At 32.4% G+C, this 6,000-nt stretch carries 8 protein-coding genes; 1 reads left to right on the top strand and 7 read right to left on the bottom strand.

Annotated elements, in window-relative coordinates:
• Positions 1-45 precede the first annotated feature (45 nt).
• Complete coding sequence (locus N5D90_RS11880; RefSeq protein ID WP_147280018.1) at positions 46-330, bottom strand: hypothetical protein; 285 nt, start codon at positions 328-330, stop codon at positions 46-48.
• Positions 331-716: 386 nt separating this feature from the next.
• Between N5D90_RS11880 and N5D90_RS11875 the strand changes: the two genes are divergently transcribed.
• Positions 717-1,496 (top strand): superoxide dismutase, encoded by a 780-nt coding sequence (locus tag N5D90_RS11875; RefSeq protein WP_038334476.1) that lies wholly within the window; start codon positions 717-719, stop codon positions 1,494-1,496.
• A 70-nt stretch (positions 1,497-1,566) separates the two neighbouring features.
• Here the strand turns inward: N5D90_RS11875 and N5D90_RS11870 are convergent, their stop codons facing one another.
• The 6 genes from N5D90_RS11870 to N5D90_RS11845 form a co-directional block, all read right to left on the bottom strand.
• Complete coding sequence (locus N5D90_RS11870) at positions 1,567-1,890, bottom strand: T9SS type A sorting domain-containing protein (protein WP_115001418.1); 324 nt, start codon at positions 1,888-1,890, stop codon at positions 1,567-1,569.
• Between the two features lie 129 nt (positions 1,891-2,019).
• Entirely contained in the window at positions 2,020-2,844 is an 825-nt protein-coding gene (gene tsf / locus N5D90_RS11865) for a translation elongation factor Ts (RefSeq protein WP_038334478.1), read from the bottom strand.
• A 114-nt stretch (positions 2,845-2,958) separates the two neighbouring features.
• The gene (gene rpsB, locus N5D90_RS11860; protein ID WP_115001416.1) at positions 2,959-3,705 is read right to left on the bottom strand and encodes a 30S ribosomal protein S2; all 747 of its coding nucleotides are present in this window, start codon (positions 3,703-3,705) and stop codon (positions 2,959-2,961) included.
• Between the two features lie 124 nt (positions 3,706-3,829).
• Complete coding sequence (gene rpsI, locus N5D90_RS11855) at positions 3,830-4,216, bottom strand: 30S ribosomal protein S9 (RefSeq protein WP_038334481.1); 387 nt, start codon at positions 4,214-4,216, stop codon at positions 3,830-3,832.
• Positions 4,217-4,225: 9 nt separating this feature from the next.
• Entirely contained in the window at positions 4,226-4,681 is a 456-nt protein-coding gene (rplM, locus tag N5D90_RS11850; RefSeq protein WP_038334665.1) for a 50S ribosomal protein L13, read from the bottom strand.
• A gap of 354 nt (positions 4,682-5,035) precedes the next feature.
• Positions 5,036-5,896 carry a fumarylacetoacetate hydrolase family protein gene (locus N5D90_RS11845; RefSeq protein ID WP_280062564.1) on the bottom strand — a complete coding sequence of 287 codons (861 nt, stop codon included), beginning with the start codon at positions 5,894-5,896 and terminating at the stop codon, positions 5,036-5,038.
• Positions 5,897-6,000: the final 104 nt, after the last annotated feature.

Raw genomic sequence — 6,000 nt, 5'->3', positions numbered from 1 at the left:
ATTAATAAAATAAGAATAATTAAAATATCTGAAATAAAATAGTGTTTATTTTGCAAAATTTTTTGAGAGTTTATCGCTGAAAATAATTCCAATAAATGAAAGTAGAATAATAATTGAACTCGAAATTAAATCAGAAGTTAGTCCATCTTGAAAAGAATCTTTTACACTAAAATACTTAATTGTTGTATTGATAAAAATAGGTAATTGAAAAATCAATAAAATAATCGAAACGATTATTATTGAAATCTGCGCATATTTTTGAATAGGAATTGTAAGATTTTCAATTCTTGTATCTTCAAAATATTTTTCGATTCTAAGAAATCTAATCATAATTTCTGTTTTATAAATGAAAGTATAATAAATCAAAAACAGTACAATGAATAGAATTATAAGCGTGATGTAAGGAAATAAAACGATATTTTGACTTTTTATTTCTTCAGGAAATATTACATCAAAGTTCATTAACAGATTGATTTGCTCGGGAAAAAATGTTATAAAAGTTTCTATAATAAAGAAAAAACCAATCAATTTGATTATGATTGCAAATAGATTTTTAATCGTCATTTTGTTTCGTGTTAATTATTATAAATGTAATAAAAATACATTCTAATCTCCATTTTAACAGAAAATTAAAAGAAATCAATTTTATATTCGATAGTTTTAGTATATTTTAGTAGAAATATTAATATCATAAGTAAACTACATAAAAGAATAAGATGAAAAAGGGTATATTTTTGATGTCAGTTTTGGGTGTTCTTTTCTTTGTTCAGTCATGCGAAACGAAGAAAGAAAATGCTGACTCAACAACTAAAGAAGTTGTAAAACAAGATACAGTGCAAGCTGCTGCAGAGCCTGTTGGAAATCCTACAGATGTTAAAGCTGACCCAGGAACTTTCCAAATTAAACCTTTAAAATATGGTTACGATGAATTGAACGAATACATTGATGCAAAAACAATGGAAGTTCATTTCTCTAAACATTATTTAGGATACATCAACAAATTGAATACAGCGCTAAAAGAAGCAAATATCAAATCGAATGATATTGTAGACATTTTGAAAAAAATGGATATGAATAATGCTGCTTTACGCAACAATGCTGGTGGATATTACAATCACATGCTATATTTCGATATTATGTCTCCAACGCCGCAGAAAGCGCCTACAGGAGATCTTAAAGCGAAGATTGATGCAACATTTGGTTCTACAGAAGAATTGATGAAGCAATTGGACGAAGCAGGTTCTAAACGTTTTGGTTCTGGTTGGGCTTGGTTGGTTGTGAAAGCGGACGGAAGTTTGGCGGTTACAACTACAGCAAATCAAGATAATCCATTGATGCCAGGAGCAGAGGTTGCAGGAACGCCAATTTTAGGAATTGATGTTTGGGAACATGCTTATTATTTAAAATACCAAAATAAACGCGATGATTATTTGAAAGCGTTTAACAATGTTTTGGATTGGAAACAAGTTGAAGATAATTACAAGAAAGCGAAATAAACTTTCGGGTAACGATATAAAAAAAGCTTCTCAAATTTTTGAGAAGCTTTTTTGTTTTATATGAATAATCTTAATTCTTAATTAACGATTGTGTTTCTGTTGTTCCATCTTCATTAAAAACGCGAACAATGTATTTTCCTTTTTTCAAACTTTGTACGTTAAAGTTTGCTTTCTGGCTTCCGTCTAATTTTTTATTCATCACTTCATTTCCAATAATCGAGTATATAGATACCGAACTTGCTTTCGATGGATTATCAAATTTTATTGTAAACGTAGAACTCGCAGGATTTGGATAAATGCTAACAGAGCCTTTGTCCTGATCAAATCTCGACTGAGCTGATGCAGATGTTATGGTGAATAAAAATATAGTTATAAATAGTATAAAGTGTTTCATATGCTTGTAATCCTAACAAATATAAAAATAAATAATTATAAAACAAACATTTCAAAATATATACCAAACAAAAAAGTGATGCTAAATTTTAGCATCACTTTAAGATATATAATAAAAATTATAAACTTATTATAAGCTGTAACGGATAAATCCAGTTACTTTCAAGTCAGCGTTAACAGCTTTAACGACATCTTGAACAGAAGTTTTTCCGTCTTTGATTGACGCTTGGTGAACTAATGTATTCTCTTTGAAGAATTTTTGTAATTTACCTTGAGCGATGTTTTCAATCATATTTTCTGGTTTACCTTCTGCAACTAAAGTTTCTCTAGCGATAGATAATTCAGTGTCAATTACAGATTGAGCAACAGAAGTTTCATCTAATGCTACTGGGTTCATAGCAGCAACTTGCATAGCAACGTCACGAGCTACTTCAGAAGCACCTTCTACGTTAGCAGATAAAGAAACTACAGCACCAATTTTGTTACCAGCGTGGATGTAAGAATTAACGATAGCACCTTCGATAGCTTGGAAAGTACCAATTTCGATTTTTTCTCCAATAACACCTGTTTGCTCAGTTAATTTTTCACCAACTGTAATTCCAGCGAATGGTAAAGCTAATAATTCTTCTTTAGAGTTAACTGTTAAAGCTAAATCAGCGATTTCGTTAGCCATAGCAACGAAAGCTTCATTTTTAGCAACGAAGTCAGTCTCACAGTTCAAAGCGATAACGATACCTTTAGTTTGGTCAGCGTTAACTTTAGCGATAACTGCACCTTCTGTAGAATCACGGTCAGCTCTTTTAGCAGCTACTTTTTGTCCTTGTTTACGTAAAACCTCTACTGCTTTATCGAAATCTCCACCAGCTTCTTCTAAAGCTTTTTTAGAGTCCATCATTCCCGCACCAGTTGCGTTTCTTAATTTACTTACCTCAGCGGCTGTTGCTTTGTAGCTCATAGTAATATTTTTATTTTGTTTCTTAATATTTTAAATAAAAGTAGCTCGTACACCACAAAGTGGTGTAGGAGCTACAAGGTATATTATATCGATGAATTGATCATCAAGTTAATGTTAAGCTTCTTTTGTTTCAGCTCCTTCTTCTTTACCTTCTTTTGCTTTTTCTTTTTCTGCTTTACGTGTAGATAAACCAGCTTTGATAGAATCAGCTACTGTAGATAAGATGATATCGATAGATTTAGAAGCATCATCATTTGCAGGGATTGGGAAATCTACTTGACGGGGGTCAGTATTTGTATCAACCATTGCAAAGATTGGAATACCCAATTTTTGAGCTTCTGCTATAGCGATGTGCTCACGTACAATATCTACAACAAATACTGCAGATGGTAAACGTGTCATATCAGCGATAGAACCTAAGTTTTTCTCTAAAGATGCTCTTTGACGATCAACTTGTAATCTTTCTTTTTTAGATAGTGTTTCAAACGTACCGTCTTTTTTCATACGATCGATTGAATTCATTTTTTTAACTGCTTTACGGATAGTAACAAAGTTAGTTAACATCCCACCAGGCCAACGTTCTGTAATATAAGGCATGTTGATTTCTTCAGCATGCTTAGCTACAACATCTTTTGCTTGTTTTTTAGTTGCAACAAAAAGAACTTTACGTCCAGATGCAGCAATTTTTCCTAAAGCTTCAGATGCTTCATCTAATTTCACTGCAGTTTTGTGAAGGTCGATGATGTGGATTCCGTTTTTCTCCATAAAAATATAAGGAGCCATAGCCGGATTCCATTTTCTTGTTAAGTGACCAAAGTGCACACCAGCACCTAATAAGTCCTTTACATTTACTTTTGCCATTTTCTTTTTTTTAGTTTACGTTCCGTTATCTCAACAAGCAACAAACAAGTGGTCGAAAAATTCTAGCCTTATTTGTTTAGATGCTAAACCAACGGAAAATGGATTTTTTAATGAATTGAATAAATTAACGTTTAGAGAATTGGAATTTCTTACGCGCTTTCTTTTGACCGAATTTTTTACGTTCAACCATACGTGGGTCACGTGTTAATAACCCTTCTGGTTTTAATTGTAAACGAAAATCTGCGTCAACTTCACATAAAGCTCTAGAAATTGCTAAACGAATTGCTTCAGCTTGACCAGTGATTCCACCACCAAATACTTTGATATCTACATTGTATTTCTCTTTTGTACCAGTGATTAAAAATGGTTGTTCTACTTTGTATTGTAATACTGCCGTAGGGAAGTAGATTGCTAACTCGCGCCCGTTAATGAAGATTTCTCCATTACCTTCTTGTAAGTATACACGAGCAACAGATGTTTTTCTACGTCCGATTTTATGAACTATTGCCATGGAATTAGATTATAAATATTCGTTAATATCGATTTGTTTTGGTTGTTGAGCTTCGTGATTGTGCTCAGTACCAACAAATACATGTAAATTAGTCAATAATTTACTACCTAATTTATTTTTAGGTAACATTCCTTTTACTGACTTTTCGATTAAGCGTACAGGATCTTTTGCAAAAACTTCTTTCGCAGTTAAAGATCTTTGTCCACCTGGGTAACCTGTGTGACGGATGTATAATTTGTCATCCCATTTGTTACCTGTTAATTGAATTTTGTCAGCGTTTAAAACAATTACATAATCTCCACAATCTGCATGAGGAGTGAAGTTTGTTTTGTGCTTACCTCTGATAAGCTTCGCAACACCTGACGCTAAACGACCTAATGATAAGTCAGAAGCGTCCACAACTACCCATTCTTTCTGAGCAGTTTCTTTGTTGGCTGATGAAGTTTTGTAACTTAACGTGTCCACTATCTTGATTTTTAATATTTTATAAATTACCGACAATCCGATCGGGGTGCAAATGTACAAAATGATTCTGTTTTCCCAAAAGATTTTAGGAATTATTCGTCACTTTGATGGATTTGTACCATTTAGACGGTTGTCAAAACGTTTGCAAAATTACGTTAATTAATTGAATATCCAATATTTTTTTCGAATTAGACGTTCTATTTAATTGATAGATTGTTTTAAAATCAATAATTGATTGGATGAAAAAGAATACGTTTTATCGTTTAATCAATTAAGTATGATACTAAACAGAAGTTAAAAACGTGCAATTCAAATTTTGAATTGCACGTTTTTTTATTGTAAGATATCTTATTTTTAACCTCTTGAGAAAGGTAAAATAGTTTGAGTTGTAGAACCTAAACCATCAATTCCATACTCGATAACATCTCCTGGTTTTAACCAAACTTGAGGTGTTTTTCCCATTCCTGATCCTGCTGGAGAACCTGTAGAAATAATATCTCCAGGGAAGAAAGACATGAATTGAGATAGGTAGGAAATTAATTTAGGAATGCGGTAAATAAAATCACTTGTATTACCATCTTGCATTAATTCTCCGTTTAATTTTAACCAAACACGTAAATTATTTACATCCTCGATTTCGTCTTTTGTTGCAATAAAAGGACCTACAGGTGCAAATGTATCACATCCTTTTCCTTTGTCCCAAGTTCCTCCACGCTCTGTTTGGAATGCACGCTCAGAAATATCATTAATCAACGCATAACCATATACGTGATTCATCGCATTTTCTTCCGTTACATTATTTGCTTTTTCACCAATAATAATACAAAGTTCTGTTTCCCAGTCCATTTTTGTAGAACCATTTGGTTGCATAATTCCGTCTTCTGGTCCGTTAAACGATTGATTTGCTTTGATAAACATAATCGGCTCTGCTTGTTGCTCCAAACCTGTTTCTTTTACGTGATCATCGAAGTTAAGACCTACACAAACAATTTTTCCTGGACGAGTTAAAGGCGTACCAATACGTACATTGTCTTCAACTAAAGGCAAACTGTTAATGTTTTGCTCGATATATTTTTGTAAAGTTTCTTGTTTTTCGGTATTTCCAAAAAAATCATCATCATAAATAATTCCAGATGCTGAAACATCAAATTTTTTCTCATCGATGATTACACCTGATTTCTCCTGACCTTTTGGTCCGAATCTAAAAATTTTCATCTTCTTTATATTTTTTCCGCCACAAATATACGACGTATTGTTTTTTGATTAAATAAATAAAAAAAGACATCTGTCATTAACAGATGTCTCATAAAGATAAAAAA

This window comes from Empedobacter sp. GD03797, from assembly GCF_029842105.1.
Classification (GTDB): domain Bacteria; phylum Bacteroidota; class Bacteroidia; order Flavobacteriales; family Weeksellaceae; genus Empedobacter; species Empedobacter falsenii_C.
This window is presented reverse-complemented; position numbering and strand designations above follow the sequence as displayed.

Excerpts from the sequence above, each read along its gene's own strand:
- N5D90_RS11880 (WP_147280018.1), bottom strand. The coding sequence starts at position 330 with ATGATTAGATTTCTTAGAATCGAAAAATATTTTGAAGATACAAGAATT.
- N5D90_RS11875 (WP_038334476.1), top strand. The coding sequence starts at position 717 with ATGAAAAAGGGTATATTTTTGATGTCAGTTTTGGGTGTTCTTTTCTTT.
- N5D90_RS11870 (WP_115001418.1), bottom strand. The coding sequence starts at position 1,890 with ATGAAACACTTTATACTATTTATAACTATATTTTTATTCACCATAACA.
- tsf (WP_038334478.1), bottom strand. The coding sequence starts at position 2,844 with ATGAGCTACAAAGCAACAGCCGCTGAGGTAAGTAAATTAAGAAACGCA.
- rpsB (WP_115001416.1), bottom strand. The coding sequence starts at position 3,705 with ATGGCAAAAGTAAATGTAAAGGACTTATTAGGTGCTGGTGTGCACTTT.
- rpsI (WP_038334481.1), bottom strand. The coding sequence starts at position 4,216 with ATGGCAATAGTTCATAAAATCGGACGTAGAAAAACATCTGTTGCTCGT.
- N5D90_RS11845 (WP_280062564.1), bottom strand. The coding sequence starts at position 5,896 with ATGAAAATTTTTAGATTCGGACCAAAAGGTCAGGAGAAATCAGGTGTA.